The sequence below is a fragment of the Rhizobium sp. RHZ01 genome, from assembly GCF_014851595.1.
GTDB lineage: Bacteria > Pseudomonadota > Alphaproteobacteria > Rhizobiales > Rhizobiaceae > Rhizobium > Rhizobium altiplani.
In genome coordinates, this window is the sequence record NZ_JACUZZ010000014.1 from 43,522 (window position 1) to 65,549 (window position 22,028).

The 22,028-nt window shown below is 60.0% G+C and carries 17 protein-coding genes and 1 tRNA gene; 13 read left to right on the forward strand and 5 right to left on the reverse strand.

All coding sequences use genetic code 11. From position 1 onward, the window contains the following. Nucleotides 1–6 precede the first annotated feature (6 nt). Genes IB248_RS15980 through IB248_RS15990 form a run of 3 tightly spaced genes read left to right on the forward strand, consistent with a single transcriptional unit; the run spans nt 7 to nt 3,649 of the window. Complete coding sequence (locus IB248_RS15980) at nt 7–1,992, forward strand: acetyl/propionyl/methylcrotonyl-CoA carboxylase subunit alpha (protein WP_029792564.1); 1,986 nt, start codon at nt 7–9, stop codon at nt 1,990–1,992. Continuing rightward, nucleotides 1,992–2,873: a hydroxymethylglutaryl-CoA lyase gene (locus tag IB248_RS15985; RefSeq protein WP_113162049.1), complete on the forward strand. Its 882-nt coding sequence runs from the start codon at nt 1,992–1,994 to the stop codon at nt 2,871–2,873. The genes IB248_RS15980 and IB248_RS15985 overlap by 1 nt, the downstream gene beginning before the upstream one ends. After that, a complete protein-coding gene (locus IB248_RS15990) occupies nt 2,873–3,649 on the forward strand; it encodes a crotonase/enoyl-CoA hydratase family protein (protein WP_192241212.1) in 777 nt (258 codons plus the stop codon). Before IB248_RS15985 ends, IB248_RS15990 begins: the two co-directional genes overlap by 1 nt. 158 nt (nt 3,650–3,807) lie before the next feature. Here the strand turns inward: IB248_RS15990 and IB248_RS15995 are convergent, their stop codons facing one another. The 3 genes from IB248_RS15995 to IB248_RS16005 all read right to left on the reverse strand — a co-directional run bounded on the left by IB248_RS15995 (nt 3,808) and on the right by IB248_RS16005 (nt 8,809). Next, nucleotides 3,808–4,710, reverse strand: coding sequence for an alpha/beta hydrolase (locus IB248_RS15995; protein WP_192241213.1), 903 nt, complete (start codon nt 4,708–4,710; stop codon nt 3,808–3,810). Nucleotides 4,711–4,919: 209 nt separating this feature from the next. Further along, nucleotides 4,920–6,143 carry an alpha/beta hydrolase gene (locus tag IB248_RS31780; protein ID WP_246779252.1) on the reverse strand — a complete coding sequence of 408 codons (1,224 nt, stop codon included), beginning with the start codon at nt 6,141–6,143 and terminating at the stop codon, nt 4,920–4,922. A gap of 551 nt (nt 6,144–6,694) precedes the next feature. Then, complete coding sequence (locus IB248_RS16005) at nt 6,695–8,809, reverse strand: carboxy terminal-processing peptidase (RefSeq protein ID WP_018855962.1); 2,115 nt, start codon at nt 8,807–8,809, stop codon at nt 6,695–6,697. Nucleotides 8,810–9,178: 369 nt separating this feature from the next. Here IB248_RS16005 and IB248_RS16010 point away from each other — a divergent pair, with 369 nt between their 5' ends. Beyond that, nucleotides 9,179–9,484, forward strand: a complete 306-nt coding sequence (locus IB248_RS16010; RefSeq protein ID WP_018855961.1) for a hypothetical protein — start codon at nt 9,179–9,181, stop codon at nt 9,482–9,484. 111 nt (nt 9,485–9,595) lie between these two features. Here the strand turns inward: IB248_RS16010 and IB248_RS16015 are convergent, their stop codons facing one another. Continuing rightward, on the reverse strand, nt 9,596–10,000 hold the full coding sequence (locus IB248_RS16015) for a response regulator (RefSeq protein ID WP_192241214.1): 405 nt from the start codon (nt 9,998–10,000) through the stop codon (nt 9,596–9,598). Between the two features lie 400 nt (nt 10,001–10,400). Between IB248_RS16015 and bcsN the strand changes: the two genes are divergently transcribed. From bcsN to IB248_RS16040, 5 genes are read left to right on the forward strand one after another with little or no spacing between them, the layout of a single operon-like run. Further along, complete coding sequence (bcsN, locus tag IB248_RS16020) at nt 10,401–11,366, forward strand: cellulose biosynthesis protein BcsN (RefSeq protein WP_246779253.1); 966 nt, start codon at nt 10,401–10,403, stop codon at nt 11,364–11,366. Between the two features lie 57 nt (nt 11,367–11,423). After that, a complete protein-coding gene (gene bcsA, locus IB248_RS16025; RefSeq protein ID WP_018855958.1) occupies nt 11,424–13,613 on the forward strand; it encodes a UDP-forming cellulose synthase catalytic subunit in 2,190 nt (729 codons plus the stop codon). Continuing rightward, a complete protein-coding gene (locus tag IB248_RS16030) occupies nt 13,613–16,087 on the forward strand; it encodes a cellulose biosynthesis cyclic di-GMP-binding regulatory protein BcsB (protein WP_018855957.1) in 2,475 nt (824 codons plus the stop codon). Before bcsA ends, IB248_RS16030 begins: the two co-directional genes overlap by 1 nt. After that, entirely contained in the window at nt 16,084–17,133 is a 1,050-nt protein-coding gene (locus IB248_RS16035) for a glycosyl hydrolase family 8 (RefSeq protein WP_018855956.1), read from the forward strand. The genes IB248_RS16030 and IB248_RS16035 overlap by 4 nt, the downstream gene beginning before the upstream one ends. Next, nucleotides 17,130–19,433 carry a cellulose synthase gene (locus tag IB248_RS16040; protein ID WP_192241216.1) on the forward strand — a complete coding sequence of 768 codons (2,304 nt, stop codon included), beginning with the start codon at nt 17,130–17,132 and terminating at the stop codon, nt 19,431–19,433. Before IB248_RS16035 ends, IB248_RS16040 begins: the two co-directional genes overlap by 4 nt. 188 nt (nt 19,434–19,621) lie before the next feature. On the opposite strand, the gene IB248_RS16045 is transcribed toward IB248_RS16040, so the two are convergent. Next, nucleotides 19,622–19,711 (reverse strand) — tRNA-Ser (locus tag IB248_RS16045). 304 nt (nt 19,712–20,015) lie between these two features. Here IB248_RS16045 and rplU point away from each other — a divergent pair. The 4 genes from rplU to IB248_RS16065 all read left to right on the forward strand — a co-directional run bounded on the left by rplU (nt 20,016) and on the right by IB248_RS16065 (nt 22,005). Then, the gene (rplU, locus tag IB248_RS16050) at nt 20,016–20,333 is read left to right on the forward strand and encodes a 50S ribosomal protein L21 (RefSeq protein WP_007528566.1); all 318 of its coding nucleotides are present in this window, start codon (nt 20,016–20,018) and stop codon (nt 20,331–20,333) included. Nucleotides 20,334–20,368: 35 nt separating this feature from the next. Further along, nucleotides 20,369–20,638 (forward strand): 50S ribosomal protein L27, encoded by a 270-nt coding sequence (gene rpmA, locus IB248_RS16055; protein ID WP_018855954.1) that lies wholly within the window; start codon nt 20,369–20,371, stop codon nt 20,636–20,638. A gap of 126 nt (nt 20,639–20,764) precedes the next feature. Next, complete coding sequence (locus tag IB248_RS16060; RefSeq protein ID WP_112655292.1) at nt 20,765–21,421, forward strand: GNAT family protein; 657 nt, start codon at nt 20,765–20,767, stop codon at nt 21,419–21,421. Then, on the forward strand, nt 21,418–22,005 hold the full coding sequence (locus IB248_RS16065) for a GNAT family N-acetyltransferase (RefSeq protein WP_026371617.1): 588 nt from the start codon (nt 21,418–21,420) through the stop codon (nt 22,003–22,005). Before IB248_RS16060 ends, IB248_RS16065 begins: the two co-directional genes overlap by 4 nt. Nucleotides 22,006–22,028: the final 23 nt, after the last annotated feature.

Sequence of the window (22,028 nt, forward strand, 5' to 3'; positions counted from 1 at the left end):
GTAGCGATGTTCCAGAAAATTCTCATCGCAAACCGTGGCGAGATTGCTTGCCGGGTGATCCGAACCGCCAGGCGCATGGGGATCGCCACGGTGGCGGTCTATTCGGATGCCGATGTTGGGGCGCTGCACGTCGAGATGGCCGACGAAGCGGTTCGGCTGGGGCCCGCGAGCGCGCAGGAGAGTTACCTCTCGATCGAGCGGATCCTTTCTGCGGCGCAGCGAACTGGCGCCGAAGCCATTCATCCTGGTTACGGGTTTCTCTCGGAGAATGCAGACTTCGCCGCAGCCGTAGAGGCCGCCGGCATTGTCTTCATTGGGCCGCAGCCGTCGTCCATTCGTGCCATGGGATTGAAGGATGCCGCAAAGGCGTTAATGGATCAGTCGGGCGTGCCGGTCGTTCCCGGCTACCATGGCGAGGAACAAGACGACGGGTTTCTCGCCGATCAGGCGACCCTGATCGGGTACCCCGTGCTGATCAAGGCACGCGCGGGTGGCGGCGGCAAGGGCATGCGCCGCGTCGACAGCGAGGAGGATTTTCCCGAAGCACTTGCTGCTGCGCGGCGAGAGGCGAAGGCCGCATTCGGCGACGATGCCGTTCTGATCGAGCGCTACCTCATTCGCCCGCGCCATATCGAGGTTCAGATCTTCGGCGATCGGCACGGCAATGTTGTGCATCTTTTCGAACGTGATTGTTCGCTCCAGCGCCGCCATCAGAAGGTGATCGAAGAAGCGCCGGCGCCGGGAATGACGCCGGAGATGCGTCGTGCCATGGGTGAAGCCGCGGTACGCGCGGCGCGTGCCATTTCCTATCGTGGTGCCGGCACCGTCGAGTTCATCGCGGATGTCTCGAACGGCCTCTGGCCGGATCGTTTCTATTTCATGGAGATGAATACCCGCCTTCAGGTCGAGCATGCCGTTACCGAAGCGATTGCCGGGGTCGATCTCGTCGAGTGGCAATTGCGTGTGGCGTTCGGCGAGCCGCTGCCGAAGAAGCAGTCGGAGCTTGAGATCTATGGCTGGGCCTTCGAGGCCCGGATCTACGCGGAGGATGCGGCCAAAGGCTTCCTGCCCGCGACGGGGACGATCAGGCATCTGGATTTTCCGGAGGTTACGGCGCGGATCGATGCCGGGATCCGTCCGGGCGATACCGTCTCGGCTCACTACGATCCCCTGATCGCCAAGATGGTCGTACACGGGCCCAGCCGGAGTGTCGCCCTGTTGCGACTGACCAGGGCCTTGCAGAGCTCGCATGTCGTCGGTGTCACCACCAATCTCGACTTCCTCGCCAGATTGAGCGAGCAGGACGAATTTGTCGCTGGCCATCCGGATACCGGGCTGATCGATCGCAATCTTCAATCTCTGACCGCGCTTGAGCCGCCTGCGGACACGGTGATCGCGCTTGCCGGCGTGTTGTCACTGGGTACGCTTGCGCGATCATCGGATGGCGATCCCTGGCTCACGCTGGGACATTGGCAGCTTTGGAGCGAGATGCAGCGCATCGTCGTTCTGAACTATGAAGGAGGGCATTCAACGCTACGGATTGCGGCTAAGGGTTTCGATTTCTTCGCCGTGCATGATGGACGGCGGGTCATTCCCGTGAAGATCGTCAGCCGGCAGGACGATGGTTGCCGGGTGGAGGTCGATGCCCGGCAGGTGCAGGTCAAGGCCAGTATGGCGGCGCATCACCTGGTCGTCAGCGTCGACCACCGAACGCATGTGTTCCATCTCGGTAACCCGCTCGATTTCAGTGCCACGGATGTTGCTGATGGCAACAGACTGATCGCGCCGATGCCGGGCTTTGTGAAGATCGTGCGGACGAGTTCGGGGGCGGAGGTCGCCAAGGGTGATGCGCTTGTCGTCATGGAAGCCATGAAGATGGAGCTGACGCTTGTCGCAGCCCGCGATGGGACGGTGGAAGCCGTCGAGGTGAGCGAAGGGCAGCAAGTCGACGAAGGCGCCGTACTTCTGACGCTGCGGGTAGAGGAGACGTGATGCAGCCCGGAGAATCGTCATTGCTGCCCCGGGACGTCTCGATCGTCGAGATGGCACCGCGCGATGGCCTCCAGAACGAGAAGAACCTGATCCCGACGGCGACGAAGATCGCCCTCATCGACATGATCTCGGAATGTGGTTTCGAGCGGATCGAGGCGACGAGCTTTGTCAGCCCGAAGTGGGTGCCGCAACTTGCTGACGCCGCCGAAGTGATGGCCGGCATCAAGCGCAGGCCGGGGGTCCGCTATGCCGTTTTGACCCCGAATATGAAGGGGTTTGAGGCTGCAATGGCCGCGGGCGCGGACGAAGTCGCGATCTTTGCGTCCGCCTCGGAGAGCTTCTCGCAACAGAATATCAACTGTTCCATCGCCGAGAGTATCGAACGCTTCAAGCCGGTTGCCGAAGCAAGCCGTGCACGTGGCGTTCCAATGCGTGGCTATGTCAGCTGCGTGGTCGAATGTCCCTATGAGGGCGCCATTTCGCCGGATGCGACGGCGCGCGTCGTCGAGAGCCTGCATGCATTGGGCTGCTACGAGATCAGTCTCGGCGACACGATCGGCAAGGGACGACCGGAAGAGGTCGATCAGATGCTGGTAACGGTCCTCTCCTGTGCGCCGGCGACGATGCTTGCGGGTCACTTCCACGACACCGACGGCTGGGCCTTGGACAATATCGGGGTTTCCTTGAAGCACGGGCTGCGGGTTTTCGACGCGTCGGTCGGCGGATTGGGCGGTTGCCCCTATGCTCCGGGCGCAAAGGGCAATGTCGATACCTTGGCTGTCGCTGAGTTCCTTACCCGCAAGGGCTATCGGACCGGGCTCGCGCCCGAGAAGCTGGAAGAGGCCGCCGATTTTGCCCAGAGCCTAAGGAGCGAGGCATAATGCCGAAAACGCTGATGATTTCGATCGACGAACGCGGCGTTGCGCGGCTTACCCTCACCCGTGAGGACAAGCACAATGCCATGTCCGCCGAAATGATCGACGAGTTGACGGAGGCCGCAAGCGCGCTCGGGTCGGATGGACGGGTGCGAGTCGTCGTGCTTGCTGGAGCGGGCAAGAGCTTCTGTGCCGGCGGTGACCTGGAGTGGATAAGAGCCCAGTTCAAGGCGAGCCGGGCGGAGAGAATCGCCGAAGCGCGGCGGCTGGCGATGATGTTCAAGGCCCTGAACGAGCTTCCGAAGCCGCTCATTGGCTGCGTCCACGGGAGCGCCTTTGGCGGCGGTATCGGGCTGATCAGCGTCTGCGATACAGTGATTGCCTCGGAGGCGGCGCGCTTCGGCCTGACGGAAGTTCGGCTTGGGTTGATACCGGCAACGATCAGCCCTTACGTCGTAGCGCGGATCGGCAGCCCTGCGGCACGATCCCTCTTCGTCTCCGGTCGAACCTTCGATGCTGCCCATGCCAAATCCATCGGTCTCGTCGCCTCTGTTGTTCCCGCTGCGAACCTCGACCGTGCTGTCGACCTCGAGATCGCGGAATTCATCGCGGCCTCACCGGAGGCAGCGACACGCGCCAAGGCCCTTGCGCTGTCTCTTGCGCCGCCCATCACGGAAGAGATCATCGAGAGCGTGATTTCCCAGCTTGCAGATAGCTGGGAGACCACAGAGGCGCAGGCGGGCATAACCGCCTTCTTCGAAAAGCGGCGGTCGAATCGATAACGGGAAGCTTCGAGACCGGTCAGTGGCGGCACGGTGAAGGCGGCGTGTGAGGTCGGATGGCCGCGAGGGCGCGCCAGTTATCCGACATTCGAAGCCAGCTGTGTGTGTACTGGTGCCGTATCCTTCGCCGCTGGAGGAACTGAAACTCGTCCGCGCGGTCAAGTGCGATTGAAAGCGGGAGTTGTTCCAGCCAATGTGCTCCCTTCCAGCCTCGAAGAGATACCTTCCCGGGACACCTTTGCGTCATCTGCAAAACGACATAGCTCATCGTTGAACCTGGTAGGGTTCTCCAAAAAAGGTGCGTGCCCCGTTGCCGCATACCACGATGCCGTGGCTTCAGGACATAACGCTAGAAGGTGCCGCCCCATCGCCGGCAGGATCACCGTGTCCTCTTGGCCGTGCGTGACAAGGATGGGCACCGCAAGAGCGGTCAGTACATCGTCAGAATCGATCTCGCGGGTGAGCAGCGCAGCCCGGATTTTCGCTGGCACGGCCATGTTCCAGCAGATCGCCGTTTCGAATACCTCAGAAGGCAGTTGCGAATACGTACACCCGCGCACGAAATTGCGGATTGCTTCGATGTTGCCAGGCAGGTCCTCGCTCGTGGCACCAATGACATGATCAAGGAAGCCCGGGCCAATCAAGGTGCCGAATGCTGCCTTATTGAGCGTGGTCGCCGCGCCTACAAAGTTGATGCCCGCAACCTTCGCCGTTCCATGGGCCCGGAGGTAGTCGCAAATAATGAAGCCGGCGTAGGACCAGCCCACAAAAACGGGACTGCGGAGGTTGAGTTGATCCACGACAGCGGCGATATCGTCGGCCCAAAGCTGCGGCTCGGTATAATACTCCGTTTCGAGCGGGGCCTCCGACATGCCGTGACCGCGCAGGTCCAGGGCTACGAGGCGAAAGTCCTCGGCAAGCATGCTCTCATACTGGTTCTTCCAGCAGAGATGGTTCTGTGACCACCCGTGGATGAAGAGGATCGAAGGAGCGTCTTCTTTTCCCCACTCGCGAACATGCAGTCGCAATCCTGCGCCGCCGGTTACAGTGTGAACCTTCATCGTCGTGCCTCCTCGTCAGCGTCGAGAACTGTAGGAAGCACTTTATTCTGCCGGCGTGAGAAGGAGTGTGGGAGGAATCGTTGAAAATGCCGGGCGGATCGTTGAAAAGGCGCCCCTCGGGTGCGATCGCGCTTGAACGAGAGGCGGGAGCAAAACTCGTTGATAGCGTCTCCAAGACCGTCTGGCGCGCCAAGGCGCCAGTCACAAGGCTACGCTGTTTCGGCGACGAAGCGCGTTACTTCACGAACAAACCGCTCAAAGGCGGGTTCGTTGGCGAGGAGAATGTGGTTGGCGCTATCGAGATCGACAAATCGAGCCCCGGGGATGCCGGTCGCAAACTCCCTTCCGCACTGAAAGGGAACGACCATGTCTTTTCTTGCGTGCAAGACCAGCGTCGGAATCGTCACCTGCGACAGGACATCCGAAACGTCGATCTCTCCGAACGCCTCGTGCAGGCGACCTGCGTTGCTGGGCGACACAGAAATGTGCTGCAATTCGTCAAACCAATCCATCTGCACCTCGTCCGCCCCTGGAATGAACATTGCAGTGAACAGATGTCGAAAAACCGGATTGTTCTGACCCCATCCTTCCCTGATCAAAGCGGTCATTGCCTCATGCGTTGCCACCTCATGGCTGTCGCTTCGCTTTCGCCAGCCTTTTACAAATCCTCCGTACAGGATGAGCCCCGAAATCCGTTCGGGGTGTCGGACAGCATAGGCAACGGAGACGGCACAGCTTTGCGATACACCCAGCAGCGTGAACCGATCGAGGCCCGCCGCGTCGACCACGCTCTCCAGGTCCGCAATCATCGCCGCAAACGAGATATCCTCGGCAATCCAGTCCGAGAGTCCGGTGCCGCGCTCGTCGTAGCGTATCAGCTTCGTCTTCTCCGACAGGGCGTCGATCCAATGCGTCCACACCGGACTTTCCCAATCATACTGGAGATGCGACATCCAATGTGCGGCTCTTACGATCGGTGATCCCCGCCCACACACCGCGTAAGCGATTGTTACCCGATCCGCGGTTTTGCAGAAGCGAATTTCCTGCGATCTTTTGCTGGGCGTCACTGCTGGCCACGGGACATCCGTTTCAAAGTTCCGCGAGATGAAAGCTGATCCAGGCTGTGAAGGTGGAAGTGACCGGAGTGGGACATCGCGAGACCCGTTGCTCACGCCGGAGACTGAAGGCTCCGGCCACTGTTCGGGGCGATCGACGGCGGCAATCTCGTTGGTAAGGCGATCGAGCACCAGGGAATAGACGTTTACTCGCTCAGGTCGGTCTTGCAGGCGTCGAACAAGGGCGCGCAGAATCTCCATGCGCACCCGAAGCGTAATATCCCGGTGACATAGCCGCCACGCTTCAAAGTTTGGGCAGTGCGGGAGGCATAGGCCATCGAGAAATTCACCACGAAATGTCGCGGCAAGCGACTCCAATCTCTCCGTGTCCAAGCGGTCGAGGTCCGCGGGCCTCAGAGAAGCCATACCCTTGAAGTCCACCTCGACCGTCTGGGGGCTGAGGAGAACGGAATTGTGGTCCGCATGCAGACGCACATGACCTTCCGTATTCACGATTGGCCTCAGCTTGTGAAGGCTCCACCTTAGGGAAGCCCGAGGGTCGTCCGGAACTTCCCAGAACATCTTGCAAAGATGCTCGCGACGTTGGGCTCTTCCGACGACAGCCAAATAGGCAAGAAGGGCACGGGTTTTCTTTGACTGCGGCAGAGGCAAAAGCTGTCCCTGCTGCGTGACGTTAAGTTCGCCCAATACCTTGATGGTTAGCTGGCCGACCATGATACACCAACCCAACGGAGTGCTCAGCCGACAGCTTAGAGCAATGCAGCTCAAGATAAAATCGGCTTCGCCTACCGTTCGGCGAGCTACGAGCGCGGGCCGCCGCAAGTGTATCCGATGGGGCCGCAGGCAGTCACGAGAACTCGCTTGCCGAACTCGGTTAGGTTTATCGCCTGCCACGCCATCGGATAGAGCTATTTTCCGTCGGTGCTTCCCGATAGTTTTGCGGCAGTCTTTGCCTTCCCTTGTAAGTCCGCCTCATCGGCAAGAATGGCGGCGGTCTCGTTCAGCAAGACGTCTTTTGCGTTCTTGCGGGCATTTTCCATAGCAATATCAGCGCTCAGGCTGCGCTCGTTTGACTGCAGTCCATCATCTGAACCAGAATCTTCGCTATCGCTTGCTTGCGCTTGAGACTTGAGCCGCTCCTCGCGAGCAGCCGCTTCCTTGCGACGTTCGGCTTCATTCAGGGAGATAACCCCTTTCTCGCGCTGCGCCTTCAGGTCAGCAATGTCTTTCAACAGTCGTTGGAAGTCCGGGTCGCTCTCGACCCGTGCATCATGGCGGCTTTGCAACGTCGGCAGCGATGCCGCTACAACCTTTGCCGGCGTATAGTTCGCAGGCTTGATTTGCGCCCAGGGCAGGGCGTTATCATAACTGGTCTCGCCGAAGCTTGTCGGATCCGAGAACCCCGGCAAGCTGATATCAGGCGTCACGCCCCGCAGCTGCGTCGTACCGCCGTTGATCCGGAAAAACTGGGCAATCGTCACTTTCAGCTCGCCGAATTCCGGTTTGCTGTTGCGAACCATGTCATCAAGATCGACGACGGTTTGAACGGTACCTTTACCGAAGCTTGGTTCGCCGACGATCACGCCTCGACCGTAATCCTGGATCGCCGCGGCAAAGATCTCCGACGCCGATGCTGATCCGCGATTGATCAGGACGCCCACGGGGCCTGTCCAGACTGGCGCCTTAAAATCAGCGCGTCTCACCGCGACCTTGCCGTCGCTGCCGCGTTGTTGAACGACCGGACCCTTGCCGATGAACAGACCGGTCAAATCGACCGCTTCGTCTAGAGAGCCGCCGCCATTGTTGCGCAGGTCAATAAGAACGCTGTCGACCTTTTCTTGCTCCAGTTCGCCGAGAAGCTTTGCGACGTCGCGGGTTGCGCTTTTATAGTCCTTGTCGCCTTTGCGCTTGGCTTCAAAATCCTCATAGAATGCCGGTAGGGTGATCACCCCGACTTTACGCGTGGCGTCGCCCACTTTCACGGGCAGCACGGTCTTGCTGGCAGCCTGCTTCTCGAGGCTGATTTTGTCGCGCACCAGGCTGATAGTGCGATGGGTGGCATCTGCTCCGGCATCCGCCGGCAGGACGTCCAAGCGCACGACGGAGCCTTTCTTGCCTCGTATCAATTGCACGACTTCATCGAGGCGTGTACCCATCACGTCCTTTATCGCCCCGTCCTTGCCTTGACCGACACCGGTGATGCGGTCTCCGACCGAGAGTTTACCGGATAGCTGCGCCGGCCCCCCAGGCACGAGTTCACGGATTGTCGTGTAGTCGTCGCGTTCCTGTAGCACCGCACCGATGCCAACCAGCGAAAGCTTCATCGCGATATCGAAGTCGGCGGAAGCGGTCGCGCCGAAATAGTCCGTGTGCGGGTCGACCGAGGTCGTATAGGCGTCCATGAACGACTGGAAAACGTCGTCGCTCTTGTACTTGTAAGCGCGCTCGAGCGTGTTTGCGTACCGTTTGTCGAGCGTCTCGCGAATAGCCGCGTCGGCTTTACCGCCTAGTTTCAACCGCAACCAGTCGCTTTTGACGCGCTTGCGCCAAAGCTCGTTGCTGTCGGCTTCCGACTGCGGCCAAGGTTCCTTATCGCGCAGGACGGAAAAATCTTCCTTCGCACCGAAATCGAAGTCCTGCTTAATCAAGGTGCGCGCGTAGTTCATGCGGTCGACAACGCGCTTCTCATACACGTTGAAGATCGCAAACGGGATCTTCAAGTCCTCCCGTTTGATGGAATCGTCGATCTCGTTCCGTTCAGACATGAACTTGTCGATATCCGTTTGCAGAAAGAGCATGTGGTCCGGATCGAGGGACTTGATGTACCGATCCAGGACCTTGGCCGACAAGGCGTCGTCAAGAGGAATGGGTTTATAGCTGAACCGCGTGAGGAATTGCGCACTTAGCTGAGCGGCTTGTGCCTGTTGCTTTTGCGGCTGCAAAACAGGCGGAGACGCGACGTCAGCATATGCAGGCTGTACGATTGCAAGAACTGCACCAAGGAAAACATAGGTTATGCGCATTCAGCGTTGATCCAATTCTTAAGGCCGAGAGTCAATGTGCGATCTAGGTCAAGCAAATTATGGTTTTTTGACAATCGAATCGATCAAATCGCCAATTTCCTGCGGCGGAAAGTCCGTTCGACGGACAGTAAGTGCACCCGTCGCCGGGGTATTGCTGGGAGGAGCCGGAGATTCTGGCAAGCTTTTTTTGTGAGAAAGGTGAAACCATGCTGGTGCACCCCCGCCCCTCCGCAACCGTTCATCTTCGTCACAGTGGAGATCGTAAACCAGCAGATCCGATAGAGGACGGATTCCACAAAGAATGAGTTGACCGTTTTCGATGGCGGGACGACACTTGCAACCTCCAGCAAGGCAGAGAGAGAGAGAACGATGGACGAGCAAGACCGCTGGCGTCACATGGCAAGCGCGCCGAAAGACGGCAGTCGGATCCTCGTCACGATCCGCCAGTCCGAACAGGGGCCGGCAGAAGTCGACCTCGCCTATTGGTCGAATGGCGATCAGTTCGGTGCGGAAGGCTGGCGTGCCTCTGATTCCTCGCCAGGCCGAATCATTGAATATGCCGAGCCCGAAATGAAGTGCTGGATGCCGATGCCCTCGGCCAATCTCAATCGTGCGTCGATGCCCTCACCCTGGGAAGGCGACGACGCACAGGAGCTCGACGGGTCAGGGATTTGAGAGCTCGCGCCAGGATCGCTAACGCTTCTGTTGTGGCGCTGGCATCAATTGTATGGGGGCAGCCAGACTCCGCGTCCGCATGACCTTCAGGATGGTCACGACATCCTCGCGCTATCTGGCAGCGTTTGGCCGCTTCGGCAAAAAACGCGACGCGTGGGAACCGACCCGTCGCCCGATTTCGTTGGCGATAGCCTTTAGATCGTAAGGCTTGGGAAAGAAGCTCGCGTCCCAATCCAGGTCAGTAAGATCGATTTCACGACCAGACGTCACCAAGACGTGGATGAACGGCTTTGTCGCCTTGATGAGCCTCGCGAGATCCAGGCCGTTGAGTGCCCCAGGCATCTCCACGTCGGTCACGATCGCATCAACGTCATCGTTCACTCCAAGTGCCGCGATCGCCTCAAGCACGTTCCCGCATTCGATGACGCTGTAACCTTCCTCAAGCAGTTGGTCTGCCAGCACGAAGCGAATGAGGGGTTCATCTTCCACGATAAGGATCTTTGCCACTACTCGCATACTCCGTTTCGGATGCCGGTCTAACGCGCCAGGAGAGCAAATCGGTCCTCAAGGAAGAATGCGATTTGGTTACATGTTTAATAAAATGCAAATCAGTTTCGCGAGGTGATTTCGCAGTCTATCCAGGATGATCGACACACCGTGTTCAACGCCAGACGGAGAACACCGCGAGGATCGGAATCCGTCGACGACGTTGCCGGACAGCTGCACCGAGTGCCATTCCCTTCCCAGATCAACACTCGCTGTCGCACATTAACTATGGGTTAACCATAATCGTCGTTTACCATAGGTAGCGGCCTCAAGGGTCGTTGATTCGGAAGTCCAATGCGTAATCTCGCATGGACGTGAGGAAAGACGATTGCGGCGACCCGAAACGTCCAGTGTACTGAAGGCGTCATGCTTGGCACTGCTTGCCGGGCTTGTGGTCGGATGTCAGTCGTCAGGAAATGTCAGGCGCCCAAACGTCTCCGAGACGGTGCCCGCCGAAAGGGCGCTGGCCTTGCCCCCGCCTGGTGGTCCCTCGATCGTCAGTGTCGTCGAGCGCAAGCGTGGCAATGGCACAGAGCAGACGATTTCGCTCTACACGTCGTCTTCCGTGTCCGGTCAGAATTTTCTCGGGGTGCAGTTTTTTGGGGCATCAGGAGCCAATCCTGGCATCGGAAACGCCTCCTTTAGGATGGTCAGCGAGGACGGGATAATCCGCGAAGCCTTTGCGGCCGTTCCCGGCGTGCAGATGACGCGCTCGGCGACTTATCTGCAAAACAGCTATGGACCGTTCGGCTATGCCTCGGGCCTGAGCGGTTCGGGCGATACCTGTATTTATGGCTGGCAGCAGATCCGCTCAAGCAGATCCGCGCAGACGCAAGCGCGCAACTTCGGAATGATCCAGGTGCGGTTGCGCCTCTGTGATGCCCGGGCAACCGAAAGACAGTTGCTCGGAATCATGTACGGCTACACGATCGTTGGGATGCTGGATGGAGAAATCTGGAATCCGTTCGGGCATCCGCAGGGCACTGATCCGACGCTCGGGCGCCCCGGCAATCCGATCTATCCAGACGAGGGCGGCTATAGAAACACGCCGATGGCTTTTGGCTATGAACCAGCCCGTCCGGAAATCCAATCTCGTGTCGTTCGCGTACGCAGCGTTCAGCCGAGAGTCGAGGAGGCGCCCGTGCAATTGCCGCCGCCGACCGGCCCTCGCGTTCCGTTGCCTGATGGCTCGAGCAGTCTGCCGCAGCCAGACATGTCAGCCGCGCCTTCGGCCGAACAGACGCAACCGAGAACCGCGGTGGCGAGCGGCCTGACGGTGCCGTCACCGGAGTGCATAGGGGATTCGGCCATGACGGCCGCGTGCCAGAAGAAGTAGACGTGAGACGGCTGCGGTGTTCCTAAGCGCCCGGCCCGCATTGTCAAAGGGATGTTGATGCATAAAGCCCGAAGCATCATTACGTGGGCCTTCGTTTCTCTGTGCGTGATCGTTCTGATCACATTGCCTGTGAACCTGCAGACACAGCTGATCGCGAGCTTTGTTGTCGTCGCCGTGATGGCGATCATCAAGGGGCTGAAGGCTGAAGGCACCTGGAGACTGATTGCGCTTGCCTTTGGCACCTCCATCGTTCTTCGCTATGTCTATTGGCGAACGACCAATACGCTGCCGCCGATCAACCAGCCGGAAAATTTCATCCCTGGCCTGCTGCTCTATCTCGCGGAAATGTATAGCGTGGCGATGTTGGCACTCAGCCTGTTCATCGTCGCCACGCCCTTGCCTCCGCGTCCATCGCGCGCGAGCAAGGAAGAGCGGTTTCCGCATGTCGACGTGTTCGTCCCCTCCTACAACGAGGACTCCCACCTTCTCGCCAACACGCTGGCCGCGGCAAAGGCCATGGATTATCCGGCCGAAAGACTGCACGTCTGGCTGCTGGATGACGGTGGTACACTGCAGAAGCGCAATTCCAACAAGCTTCTCGAAGCCCAGGCCGCGGTGGCGCGCCATGACGAACTCAAGAAGCTTTGCGAGGATCTCGACGTCCGCTACCTCACGCGTGACCGCAATGAGCATGCCAAAGCGGGCAACCTCAACAACGGAATGAAGCAATCAAGCGGCGAGCTGATCGCCGTGTTCGATGCGGACCACGCGCCGGCACGCGACTTCCTGCTCGAAACCGTCGGCTATTTCGACGACGATCCGAAGCTGTTTCTTGTCCAGACCCCGCATTTCTTCATCAATCCGGATCCGCTCGAACGAAATCTTAGAACCTTCGAGAGGATGCCGAGCGAGAACGAGATGTTTTACGGCATCATCCAGCGCGGTCTCGACAAATGGAATGCCGCCTTCTTCTGCGGTTCAGCCGCCGTCCTTAGCCGGAGGGCGCTCGAATCCCAGGGAGGCTTCAGCGGCATCAGCATCACCGAGGATTGCGAAACCGCGCTTGCGCTTCATGGCAGCGGATGGAACAGCATCTATGTGGACAAGCCGCTGATCGCCGGGCTGCAGCCCGCAACATTTGCGAGCTTCATCGGCCAGCGCAGCCGCTGGGCGCAGGGAATGATGCAGATCTTGCGTTTCCGTTTCCCGCTGCTGAAGCGTGGCCTGACACTGCCGCAACGCCTTTGCTATATGTCGTCGACGCTCTTCTGGCTCTTCCCCTTCCCGCGTACGATTTTCCTGTTCGCGCCGCTTTTCTATCTCTTCTTCGATCTTGAGATCTTCACGGCATCGGGCGGCGAGTTCCTGGCCTATACGCTTGCCTATATGCTCGTGAACCTGATGATGCAGAACTACCTCTACGGGTCCTTCCGCTGGCCGTGGATCTCGGAGCTCTACGAGTATGTCCAGACGGTCCACCTGCTCCCGGCGGTGGTTTCGGTCATGCTCAATCCGCGCAAGCCAACCTTCAAGGTGACGGCGAAGGACGAGTCGATTGCCGTCAGCCGCTTATCGGAAATCAGCCGGCCGTTCTTCGTGATCTTTGCTGTCCAGCTGATTGCTCTGGCGGTGACCATCTATCGCATCTATGCCGAGCCATATAAGGCCGATGTGACCTTGGTGGTCGGTGGCTGGAACGTCATCAACCTCATTATGGCCGGCTGTGCCCTCGGGGTCGTGTCCGAACGTGGCGAGCGGGCTGCGTCCCGACGCGTGCGTGTGAACCGGCGTTGTGAATTCGGGGTCGGTGGCAAGTGGTACACGGCATCGATCGAAGACGTGTCGGTGCACGGCGCGCGACTGCATGTTTTCAACAAGCAGCTGGATCCCATGGTGATCGGGACCGAGGGGGAAATTCGCTTTCAGCCTCATAGCGGCGCAAGCATGGAAACACTCCCCCTAATCGTCCGCAATATCCAGCCGTCCGGCGAGATCCTGGCCGTTGGCTGCCAATACATTCCGAAGCGCGCGCTCGACCACCGCCTGATCGCCGACCTGATCTTTGCGAATTCCGATCAGTGGACACAGTTCCAGCAGGCGCGACGCCATAACCCAGGCCTCATTCGAGGAACAATCTGGTTTCTCGGCCTTTCGCTCTATCAGACAAGCCGTGGCCTCGTGTACCTCTTCCGGAGCACGAGATCTGAGAGCGAGCGCCCGCATCAGGTCGCGAAGGCAGGAAACTGATGAGGAAGATCACATCAATCCTGGCGTTTCTCCTTTCCGCCTCCGCGGTTGCCTATGCACAGACCGCGCCCTTCGACATGTCGGGCGAGCGTGAGCAAGGGAGCGCCCCGATGGTGCCGCGCCTGACATTACCGGCCACGCCTGCGCCGGCGACCGGCCCGCAAACACCCTCCACGCCGCCTGCACCCGCTGCTAACCCGACGCCACCATTCGCCATCGCACCCGCCTCACCGCCAGCCGCGGCTCAGCCGCCGCCCGCGCAGGTGGAAGCGCCTCGCCCACAAACTGCCACGCCACCCCCTCTGCCTGCCGTCCAATCAAGCCTAAGCGCCGCGCTTCGGAGATATGTTGTTCCGTTCGCCAAGCTCGGCCTGGATGGCGAGTATGATCGCAAGTCGTGGTCGGTCTACATCACGCCGGAGCAGGCCGCCGCGCCTGCAAAGTTCAACTTCGCCTATCAGAATGCCGTCGTCGTCGCCCCGGAGGCGTCACAACTGACCGTTCTTCTGAACAATCGGATCGTCGGCCAACAGGCGATCGCCTCACCGGATGCACCATCGAATGTCTCCTTCGATGTGCCCGCGGGACTGCTGCAACCGGGCGCGAATCTTCTGACATTCGAAGCCACACAACGCCACCGCACCGATTGCACCATTGAATCGACCTACGAGCTTTGGACGGATATCGACCCGGCAAAGACCTATCTGAGCTTCAGCGGTCAAGAGGCAGCGAAGTTTTCCAGCACGGACGCCATTCGCGCGATCGGCGTCGATGAAACCGGCAGGACGCAGTTCAATTTTGTCGTACCGGCACTCGAGCAGCCAGGCACGACAAAACCTCTTCTGCGCCTTGCCCAGGGACTCTCGGTTCTGAGCGGCATGCCGAACGAGACATTCTCCTTCAGCGCGGATGCACTGCCCCAGTCTGGTCCTGGGCGCATGACTGTGGTTGTCGGAACGCCGGCAGAGCTCCAACCATTCTTCGCCCCCCCGCCGGCCGCGCAAGCGGCGCCGCTGGCCTCCTTTGTGACCGACCCGAAGTCGGGGGCACCCGTTCTTTTGATCAGCGGCCCGTCCTGGCCCGCAATTTCGGCCGCGATTGAAACCATTGTGTCGACGGTGGATCGGCCCGCGACCGCCATTCGCGATACGTTGGTAACCCAGCGTTGGAGCGCACCGGATGCACCGCTTGTTCTCTCGGCCACAAACCTGACATTTGCGCAGTTGGGCGTGAAGACAACGGAATTTTCGGGACGACGCTTCCGGACCAGTTTCAACATCGCCGTGCCGTCTGATTTCTACGCGAACGCCTATGGCGATGCGACGGTACTGCTGGACGCCGCCTTCACGCAGAATGTCCTGCCCGGCAGCCATATCGACATCTACGTCAACGGCAACATCGCTTCAACGGTGCCGATTTCATCAACGGGTGGGGGCATCTTCCGGCACTTGCCCATTCGCGTGACGATGCGGCATTTCAAGCCGGGCTTAAACACACTGTCTCTCGAAGCCATCCTGATGACGAAAGAGGACGACATCTGCGTGCCGGGCACGACGGCCGGTACCACGCCGCGCTTTGCGCTCTTCGACACCAGCGAGATTCACATTCCGGACTTTGCCCGCATCGGGCAGCGACCAAACCTCGCCGGACTGTCAGGGACTGGCTATCCCTACAATCGCGCGACACAGCCCATTCCGCTGTTCATCGACCGGATTGATAGCGACACGCTGTCGGCGACGGCTACGCTACTCGGGCAAATGGCAGTGGTTGCCGGCCGCCCGCTCGACATTGAACCGGCCGCGACACCGGGCGCCATCGGCGAACGGGATGCGATTTTCATCGGCTCGATCTCGCAGATGCCGCCGGCCGTGTTGACGCAGTTGAATGTAGCAACGACCAGTCAGGCGTCCTGGCGACCGCCCGCCGCCGTCCAATCGAACCAGACCGAGCCTTCTGTGACCTTTGACGATTGGCGCTCCAAGGTCAGCGGCGGGGTATGGCGCGGGCAGATCACATCATTTCAGGAGTGGCTGCGCCGCAACTTCGACATTTCGCTGAGTTCACTGCAGTTCGTACCAGGGTCCGAGGAAGTCTTCACGCCCTCGAACGACGACAGCTTCTTGATCGCTCAGGGCAAAAGCGCTGCCGGGGGATCCTCCTGGACGATTGTAACGGCTCCTTCCGCCAAGGACCTGCGCGAGGGCGCCGAAGCCGTGACCACACAGGTCAACTGGCCGCAGATCGCGGGTCATATCACCACCTATTCCAGCAAGACCGGCAAGGTCGAAAGCGTCCCGGTCGGTCGCTTCGATTTCGTGGCCTCTCAGCCCTGGTCCCTCTCAAATTATCGCCTGATTGCTGCGAACTGGCTATCAACGAACATACTGTCCTACGCCTTCCTTCTGGTCGTCCTTTCGCTGCTGATCGGTGTTACCACGGCAAGCATGCTTTCCCGGCTGGGCAGGCGCGAATGAAGAGGTTGCTGAAACTGCTCTGCGCCGCAAGCTTCGCGGTTGTTGCTGTCTGCCAGCCCGCGCAGGCGCAAGGTCCCGGAATTAGCCCGCAGGCATGGGGCGCCTACAAGGCGAAGTTCCTGGATGCCAGCGGCCGCATCGTCGATGATGGCAACGGCAATATCAGCCACAGCGAAGGCCAGGGTTACGGCCTGCTGCTTGCCTACCTTGCCAACAACCCAGCTGACTTCGAACAAATATGGTACTTCACGCGCACCGAACTGTTGCTGCGCGATGACGGCCTGGCCGCCTGGAGATGGGATCCTGCCGTCACGCCGCATGTCACCGATAGCAACAATGCATCGGATGGCGATCTGCTGATCGCCTATGCGTTGGCCCTTGCGGGGTCTGCGTGGAACAAGACCGACTATATGGAGGCGGCTGCGAAGATGGCTCAGGCCCTTCTTTCGCATGTCGTCATCAGTTCAAACGGACACACCCTGTTGCTCCCTGGCGTCAGCGGTTTCAATTCCCCTGATCGCAAGGACGGCCCCGTCATCAATCCCTCCTACTGGGTGTATGAGGCGATCCCGGTCATGGCGCTCCTGGCCCCGTCCAACGCCTGGCAGAAGCTGTCGGACGACGGTCTGCAGCTGCTGCAGGCCATGCAGTTCGGACCACGAAAACTGCCCGCCGATTGGGTGAGCCTCAATCGCATGCCGGAGCCCGCAGCCGGCTTCGACGCGGAATTCGGATACAACAGCCTGCGCATCCCGCTCTATCTCGTGCGCGCGGGAGTTTCGGACAAGGCTCTGCTGTCAAGATTGCGAAAGGGAATGACCGCCGAGGAGGGCACTCCGGCGACAATCGACCTCTCGTCCGGCAAGCCGAAGGCGCTGCTGTCGGACCCGGGTTATCGAATTGTTAACGATGTCGTGGCCTGTGTGACGGAAGGAACCAAGCTGCCTGAGTCGTCGCAGCATTTTGAGCCGTCGCTCTACTATCCATCGACCCTTCATCTTCTTGGGTTGGCATTTGTCGGGGAGAAGCATCCGGAGTGTCTGTGAAATCCTCATCCGTTGCAATTGTCGTTGCGGTGGCGGTGGCTGGTCTGGTGACCGCCCTGAGGGACCGCGTGGCACTTCAGGAGATGCTGGGCTTCGGGCAGTCGGGTCACGCAGCTGCGCCACAATTCATGCTCATGGGTCGTGTCACGGGACCGGAAACCAGTCCCAAGCCGCAGATCAACGTCCAGGCCATTGCCGATCGGCTACACGCAGCAACACTGGTTCCGCCGCTTCCTCAACAGGGTGAGACCGCCGGTGACGAGGCCGAAAAGTCGTTGATGGTCGCGCAGGCGCCTCAACAGCAGCCTACGGCGGCTCAGCCAGCCAAGTCAGCCCAGCCGAAAGTCGATGAGAGTGCCTTGCGCTATTTCGCCAGCCGCGGCGACAAGGCGCGACTGCAGGCCGAGATCGCGCGGCTTCAGGCGCTGTACCCGAACTGGGTGCCGCCCGCCGATCCTCTGGCTGTTCCGCAGAGTGGCGACAGGCAGCTGGAGCAGATGTGGCAACTGTATTCGGAGGGACGCTACGCGGAACTCCGCAAGGCGATTGCCGACCGGCAGGCGTCCGAATCGGGATGGCAGCCGCCGCCTGACCTGCTTGACCGGCTGGATGTCGCCGAGGCTCGCGCGCGCCTCGTCAATGCGTCGGACCTGAAGCAATATGCAACCGTCGTCCAGATCGGCGCCAATACACCGAGCCTCCTGACATGCAGCGACATCGACGTGCTATGGCGGGTTGCCGAAGCTTTCGCGAAGACCGATCGCGCACCGCGCGCCCGGGATGCCTATGTCTATATCCTGAAGAATTGCACAAATCCGCAAGAGCGTGTGGCGACCATTCAGAAGGCGTCCGCCTTGCTTTCCTACGCAGTGATGCAGGATCTCCTGGCGCTTGAACGCCCCGATGGCAACGGCGGCCGCGAATTCGATGGCATTCGCAATGAGCTTGCCCGCCGCTTTGTCGCCGCCGGCAACGATGACCCCGATCTGGCTGTGGCGCCGGCTTATCTTTCAATCGTGCAACGACTTGCTGAAACGGAGCGGCTGGCATCCGACAGCCTTCTTCTCGGCTGGTACCAGCTTCGCCGGGAAAACTATCCCGATGCGGAAAGATGGTTTCGGGCAGCGCGGGAGAAGGAAGACTCGGCAATCGCTTCCCAGGGTCTGGCGCTGGCGCTGATTGCCGAGAAGAAACCGCAAGAGGCGGAGGACGTCATGTACAAGTGGCGTGGTGCCTCCAAGGATGCGACCGCGACATATCTTGCTGCGACGGCGAACCTGATGGCCCTGCAGCCGCCTGCCAACCTCAGCGAAGAGGTACTTTCGCGCATCGCCAGCGAAATCATTGCCCAGAAATATGTGCCGACGGCACAGCAATTCGGCTGGTTTGCCCGCACTCTCAATCAACCGCAAACAGCGGCGCGCTGGTTCGAGACGGCGCTACGCTGGAAGCCGGATGACGAACCGTCCGCTTACGGATTGGCCATCACGCGCCAGCAGTTGCGGGACCGGGCGGGCGTAGCTGAGATCCAGCGCCTGTGGGGTGGCAGGTCCGAGCGCATCGCACAATTGGGTGAGGCCACGAACCAACGGACCACAACACCTTCCCTGCCCGCTCCTCCCGGGCAGATGGTGCCGCAAGGTCCAACGGCAGCGTCACCGGAGATTGTCCGGGCACCGCCGGAGCGCATCGAAAGTGCAAACCCGCCAGCCGTCACCGAGGTCGTACGCCAGCCTGCGATGCAAACGGTCACGGTTCGCCGCGGTGCACGACAACTGCGCGGATGCACGACCACGGTCAATGCGCAACTGCTCGATCCGGAAACCGCACTGTCACGGGGCTGGTGCCTGATGGACATCAATCGTCCGATGGAGGCAGCCAAGGCTTTCGACGCAGCGCTCGCCAGTTCAAACCGCAAGACGCGCGAGGACGCAGCCTACGGCCAGAGCCTCGCCTTCCTGCGCGCCGGCCTATCCAACAATGCTGCCGTAGCCGCGACGAAGGCACCGCAGACGCAACAGCGCGCGGCCGAATTGCAGATTGCGATCCTGGCCGACCGAGCTCTCGCCGCCTTCGATGCAAAGCGCTATCGCGAGGCCTTGATATATCTCGATCAGCGCGCCCAGCTTCGCCAGGAACCGATCGATCTGATGGTGCTGCGCGGATATGCCTACCTGAACATGAAGATGTACGGCGATGCCGAGCGGATATTCACTGCCGCGGCCTCGACCGGCAACAAGGATGCAAACCGCGGTCTGGCCGATCTGAAGGCATCGACGCATCCTGATACCGTCGATTAGCGATAACGAGGATTGCTCTGCTGGCGCATGCATGTTGGCGTGAGCGGTGCCATTCAGCGTGCAGCTCACGCGGTCGCCGCGAGCATGGTCGCCGGGCGCACTTCACGCGCTGGATCCGACTCGTTACCAAGACGGGCTCCGCCGCCGGAGTTAGAGAAAACCACAACAAGGCAGCTAATTGGGGAAAATGGCGGAGAGGGTGGGATTTGAACCCACGATACCCTTGCAGGTATGCCGCATTTCGAGTGCGGTGCATTCGACCACTCTGCCACCTCTCCGCGGTCAGGTCGGCGCTTATTCGGCGCGGGGGGCTACATAGCGACAGAATGACGGGCTGGCAAGACGAAATCTCAAAGCTTTTCATCCTTTTGCCTTGACAGTTTTTTTATGCTCGCGTATCTCGGCTGCGCAATAGGTGTGGATAAGTCCGCGCCTTGCATGCTTCGCGCTCGCGAGGCACATCACCGGCAGCGAGAGTTCTGGGCTAAAGCCTTTGAAATCCCTGCTTAACCTCGACTGATAAAAAGACGGCCACCTGCTGATTGGCGGGCACGAGCCGGAACGAACATGAAAGGATAAAAAATGTTCGCAGTCATCAAGACCGGCGGTAAGCAGTACCGTGTGGCGGCAAACGACGTGCTGACCATCGAGAAGCTTGAAGCAACCGCTGGCGACGCAATTGAATTCACCGAAGTCCTCGTAATCGGCGAAGGCGCCGACGCTGCGATTGGTGCTCCCTTCGTCAAGGGCGCTTCCGTCAAGGCCGAAGTGGTCGAGCACAACCGCGGCAAGAAGGTCATCGCCTTCAAGAAGCGCCGTCGTCAGAACTCGAAGCGTTCGCGCGGCCATCGCCAGCACCACACTGTTGTCCGCATCACGGACATCGTGGCTGCTAAGTAAGATCACGGGACTTTAAGGTTTAAAGGAGAACACCAATGGCACACAAAAAAGCTGGCGGTTCATCGCGCAACGGTCGTGATTCCGAATCCAAGCGCCTTGGCGTGAAGAAGTTCGGTGGCGAAACCGTCATCGCAGGCAACATCATCGTGCGTCAGCGCGGTACGCAGTGGCATCCGGGCGCCAACGTCGGCCTCGGCAAGGACCACACCATTTTTGCGCTTACGGCCGGCAATGTGAACTACCGTACGAAGGCCAATGGCCGCGTGTACGTGTCTGTAATGCCGAAAGCGGAAGCAGCGGAATAAGCCGGTAGCGCTCTAAAACAGCCGGCGTCTCATCGACCCGGCTGAGCGTATCAGGTTCAGTCCAGAAAAAAGGGGAGATGGGGCGCCATCTCCCCTTTTTTCTTGTCCAACGAAGGAGGACTGAACATGCAAGGCGAATTGTTGAGGGAAGGCCAATTGCGGTCTTTCAGGGAAGACCAGCGGTCTCCCAAGGAACGGCTGAGGCCGGAGCGGTTAAGGACCGATTGCCCTGTCTTGTTGTCGGAGCGGCTCGTCATGCGCGCGCCGCACGAAGAAGATATCGACGCCCTTGCCCATCTCGCCAACAACGCCAAAGTCGCCACCATGGTGTCGCGCATGCCGCACCCGTACACGGCCAATGATGCCGCCGACTTCGTGCGACGCACGAAAAATGGCGAGATTGGCAAGTGCGTCTATGCGATCACCAAGGCCGAGAACGGTGCCTTTGTAGGGTGCTGCGGGGTCGAACCGCATCTTGACGGGCGGACCGTCGAGATCGGGTACTGGCTTGGAGAACCGTACTGGAATCAAGGCTTTATGACCGAGGCATGCCATGCTTTGGTCGATATGGTCTTTCGCACGCGTCAGGATGTCGATCAGATCGATGCTCGTTGCCGGGTGATGAACGTCGCTTCGCGGCGGGTCATCCAGAAGTGCGGTTTCCAGTTCCAGGGATCGGGGTTGGCGGCATCGCTGGCTCTCGGCAGCAATGTGCCCGTCGAATGGTACAGGCTCGACCGCAAGACCTGGATGTCGCTGAGAAGCTGGGGGAGCGTCCTATGAACGCGATCAGCCTTCAGAGACCCAGGAGCCAGTCGATGACGCCCGGCCCATTGCCGGTCATCACCACCGACCGGCTGGTGCTCCGCCCGCACAGGTTGAGCGATGCCGATGCGATCGCGGACACGCTGTCCGACTTCGCCGTTACCCGCATGCTCGCGCGCGTTCCTGCGCCTTATGACAGGCAGGACGCACTCGACTGGCTGGTTCCGGTGACGGCGGGTGGCATGGCCGACTGGCAGTTTGCCATCACGACTGGCGACGACGCTCATATCGGCGTCGCCGCCATCGAGCTTCGCCATGGCCTTTGGCACCTCGGTTACTGGCTGAACCGCTTCTACTGGCGGCGCGGCTATATGAGCGAGGCGGTAACGGCCGTGCTGGAGCGCTTTTCGCGCCGTATGCCGGAGACGACGGTTCATTCCGGGGTCTTCGCGGACAACCCGGCTTCGTTGAAGCTGCAGGAAAGGCTCGGCTTCCGCATGACCGGTTGCAGCGAAATCTACAGCTTCGCCCGCAACACCATGGTCACGCATGTCGAGACGATGCTGAAGCCGGGTGCCCTGCAACAGGCCAGGATTGCTTGAGACGAACGCGAGGCGTCCCGATC

Excerpts from the sequence above, each read along its gene's own strand:
- IB248_RS15980 (WP_029792564.1), top strand. The coding sequence starts at position 7 with ATGTTCCAGAAAATTCTCATCGCAAACCGTGGCGAGATTGCTTGCCGG.
- IB248_RS15985 (WP_113162049.1), top strand. The coding sequence starts at position 1,992 with ATGCAGCCCGGAGAATCGTCATTGCTGCCCCGGGACGTCTCGATCGTC.
- IB248_RS15990 (WP_192241212.1), top strand. The coding sequence starts at position 2,873 with ATGCCGAAAACGCTGATGATTTCGATCGACGAACGCGGCGTTGCGCGG.
- IB248_RS15995 (WP_192241213.1), bottom strand. The coding sequence starts at position 4,710 with ATGAAGGTTCACACTGTAACCGGCGGCGCAGGATTGCGACTGCATGTT.
- IB248_RS16005 (WP_018855962.1), bottom strand. The coding sequence starts at position 8,809 with ATGCGCATAACCTATGTTTTCCTTGGTGCAGTTCTTGCAATCGTACAG.
- IB248_RS16010 (WP_018855961.1), top strand. The coding sequence starts at position 9,179 with ATGGACGAGCAAGACCGCTGGCGTCACATGGCAAGCGCGCCGAAAGAC.
- IB248_RS16015 (WP_192241214.1), bottom strand. The coding sequence starts at position 10,000 with ATGCGAGTAGTGGCAAAGATCCTTATCGTGGAAGATGAACCCCTCATT.
- bcsA (WP_018855958.1), top strand. The coding sequence starts at position 11,424 with ATGCATAAAGCCCGAAGCATCATTACGTGGGCCTTCGTTTCTCTGTGC.
- IB248_RS16030 (WP_018855957.1), top strand. The coding sequence starts at position 13,613 with ATGAGGAAGATCACATCAATCCTGGCGTTTCTCCTTTCCGCCTCCGCG.
- IB248_RS16035 (WP_018855956.1), top strand. The coding sequence starts at position 16,084 with ATGAAGAGGTTGCTGAAACTGCTCTGCGCCGCAAGCTTCGCGGTTGTT.
- rplU (WP_007528566.1), top strand. The coding sequence starts at position 20,016 with ATGTTCGCAGTCATCAAGACCGGCGGTAAGCAGTACCGTGTGGCGGCA.
- rpmA (WP_018855954.1), top strand. The coding sequence starts at position 20,369 with ATGGCACACAAAAAAGCTGGCGGTTCATCGCGCAACGGTCGTGATTCC.
- IB248_RS16060 (WP_112655292.1), top strand. The coding sequence starts at position 20,765 with ATGCAAGGCGAATTGTTGAGGGAAGGCCAATTGCGGTCTTTCAGGGAA.
- IB248_RS16065 (WP_026371617.1), top strand. The coding sequence starts at position 21,418 with ATGAACGCGATCAGCCTTCAGAGACCCAGGAGCCAGTCGATGACGCCC.